We start from the raw sequence: 2,622 nt of genomic DNA on the forward strand, positions 1-2,622 counted from the left end.
GGCTCCAAATCAAGCTCAATACTTTTGGCATCAACTTTTTCAACAATTTCCAAAAGTTTTTCTTTTAACTCTTCGCTATTTTTAATGCCGTCCAAACACTCAATATTCGGCTTAATCCCTTTTTCAAGATACCACATCAAATCAAAATAATCCCTGCCTTTAACTTTAATAAGAACATCGCCTTTTTTATCTTTTTTTTCCCATTTTCTGTACAAAACCGCCCTGATTTTCGTTGACATCAATGTCGGCAAATCAAAAATTTTAACCAGAATGGATTTATTAAATTTAAACAAAGGCATAAATTCCGTTTTGTATTTCCGGCAAAAGTCAAAACCGTTGAAAATTTCCACTTTTAAAAAAAGTAAATCAGATTCGCCGATTTTTGCCAATTTTAATTCGCGAAGAATCGGAAATTTAAGATAAACTCTGAATTTTTGAACCGAAGCAACAACATCCAAATCGGTATTTTTTTTAAAATATTTTTCCAGATCAAAAGCCAGCAAATCAAGCTTGATTGAACTTTTTAAATCCACAAAATCAAGATCTTCCGACAAACGAGGCAGGTCAAAACAATGCTTGAGCGCGGAACCGCCATAAAAACACAGCTCGCTGTATTTCGGATGAGAATAAATAAAATCCAAAACCAAAATCTGAAGATATTCTTTCAAAATATTCCTCTTAAACACATCGCTTGTTGAAACGGAATTATCGATCAAATTTTTTAAAAATGTTTTTGCTTCTTCCATTGTTTATGTGAATAAATGATTAAAAATTTGTTTCATTTTCCCGGATCCTTCAAGTTTTATATAACCCTCCAGCTCTTTTTTGTCGGCCTTATTGAATTCACCCAAATTCAATCTTAATTCTTTTACCGATTCTTCGTTGACAAGCGAATTTTTTCTGAAATAAAGAAAATCAAAAAACGCTTTGGCCTTGGTCGCTTTAAAAACAATCAGCTTCCCGTGTCTAGTCTCTTTAAACCCGCAAAAAAGATCCTTTCTGATGCTATGATACAAAAAATTGCCGAATTCATTAAAAAAATTGGCGGTCTTTTTTTTCGTTACAATCGTATAGCTGGCAGGCACTTCAGTCAAAATATTATAATTGTAAAGTATATAATCCATACTCAAATAAGACGGCTGGCGCATAATATGAGCCAAAAATTCCAAATAAGCGGAGAAATTTCCGGTTTTTTTTGATTCTTCGATATAATCTTTGGCGACATAAAGGCCTTTTTTAATGCGAATAATTTTTCCGGCCTTGGAATAACGGGAAAAAAGAGTTTTAAGATAATTTCGGTTTTTTTCCGCCGCGCTTAAATTGTCCATGCTGAAATAAGGCAATACTCTTGCCAAAGAAATTATCCGGCTGATTTTTGATTCTGTCTTGTTTCTCATAATATACTATAATAGTACACTATCGGAAATGACTTGTCAAGAGCGTTTTTAGTGTTTTTAAAGGCATCGAATTCGACCCCTTTGAAATTAGGATTATTTATCTGCTCCCAAATGCCCAAAAATCCTATCGTGCTAAGGTTGTATTACCGTAATTTTATCATATTTTGGGGTATAAAAAAAGCCCGCAAAAGCGAGGTCAAAAGAATCAAATACTTTTTTTACGCTTAATAAAATTGTACCTGATGTGCTCTGTAGAAAACATTCCAATTTACCAAGACAGCACAATAGTTACATTGTGCGTGAATATCCTCAGCATGATTTCCCGGCACTGGCTCCAAAATGTCCGCGCTCGCAAGAAGCTATCCAGATTCCGTTTTATCATACTGAAAACAGTTTCCACTTGCCAGCGCTGGCCATAAGCTTTTTTGTTAAATCGGGTAGCCATAAGACGGCGATAATAGGTGCTTGGTAATTTTAATGTTTTTCTGCCGATCAAAGACGGGATAAAAGATTTAATATGCAATTGTTCCCGAATAAAAACATGGTTTTGTTCTCCGTCATAACCGGCATCGGCCAGTAATGTATGAATTGGTTTTTGAGCGACAGCCTCCAGTATTGCCGGCTTGAAATGTGTACGATCGAACTTTGGTCCTCGTTCCGGGATACCGGACAGAATCAGATGATTTTTAGTATCGCAAACAATGCCTACCTTGGGAAAACGCTGATAATGAGAGGTTTGATACTTATCCTTAACCGCTCTATCTCGGCGCTGAACAAAGTATCGGCTGATATGATGAGATTCAAATCCACTGCCGTCCAGAGCAGCCAAAGACACCTTGGGGCCGATCAATTTCTCTTCATGAGCTATGGATAGAATACTTTTGATAAGTTTCTTAATTGTTCTTTTGTTCAAAAGCTGGCGGGCTGATTTTTGCAGGGTGGTAAAATGTGGCACTTGATTAAGTTCGAGCACGGCTCTGATATCAGAAGAATCTTCCAGAATAGCGGCAATACCCCGATAATCAGTTTTAAAAAATTCTTTTAGCACTAAACAAGCCGCTAGCTGGGGCTGAGTAAATTTTTTTGGGCTCTTGGGATGAGTGTAAGCCGGCAAGCTTCGCAGAGCCGCAGTATACGCTACCCGAGCCACAGATAAAGGAGATTTAGATGTAGTCATATGCTATATATTATACCAGAAAAGGGGTGTTTTCTACAGAGCACACCT

Annotated in this window: 3 protein-coding genes and 1 pseudogene; all 4 read right to left on the bottom strand. The window is 36.8% G+C overall.

Annotated features, from left to right (window positions below; genetic code table 11):
• On the bottom strand, positions 1 to 746 hold a 746-nt coding region (locus PHC85_03310), incomplete at its 3' end, for a nucleotidyl transferase AbiEii/AbiGii toxin family protein (GenBank protein ID MDD5033109.1).
• 3 nt (positions 747 to 749) lie between these two features.
• Positions 750 to 1,397: a hypothetical protein gene (locus tag PHC85_03315; GenBank protein MDD5033110.1), complete on the bottom strand. Its 648-nt coding sequence runs from the start codon at positions 1,395 to 1,397 to the stop codon at positions 750 to 752.
• 56 nt (positions 1,398 to 1,453) lie between these two features.
• Positions 1,454 to 1,567 (bottom strand): annotated as a pseudogene (locus PHC85_03320) (KilA-N domain-containing protein).
• 98 nt (positions 1,568 to 1,665) lie between these two features.
• Entirely contained in the window at positions 1,666 to 2,574 is a 909-nt protein-coding gene (locus tag PHC85_03325; GenBank protein ID MDD5033111.1) for a transposase, read from the bottom strand.
• Positions 2,575 to 2,622 lie beyond the last annotated feature (48 nt).

This window comes from Candidatus Paceibacterota bacterium (assembly GCA_028711505.1).
Taxonomy (GTDB): domain Bacteria; phylum Patescibacteriota; class Minisyncoccia; order JAHISW01; family Tagabacteraceae; genus JAQTSC01.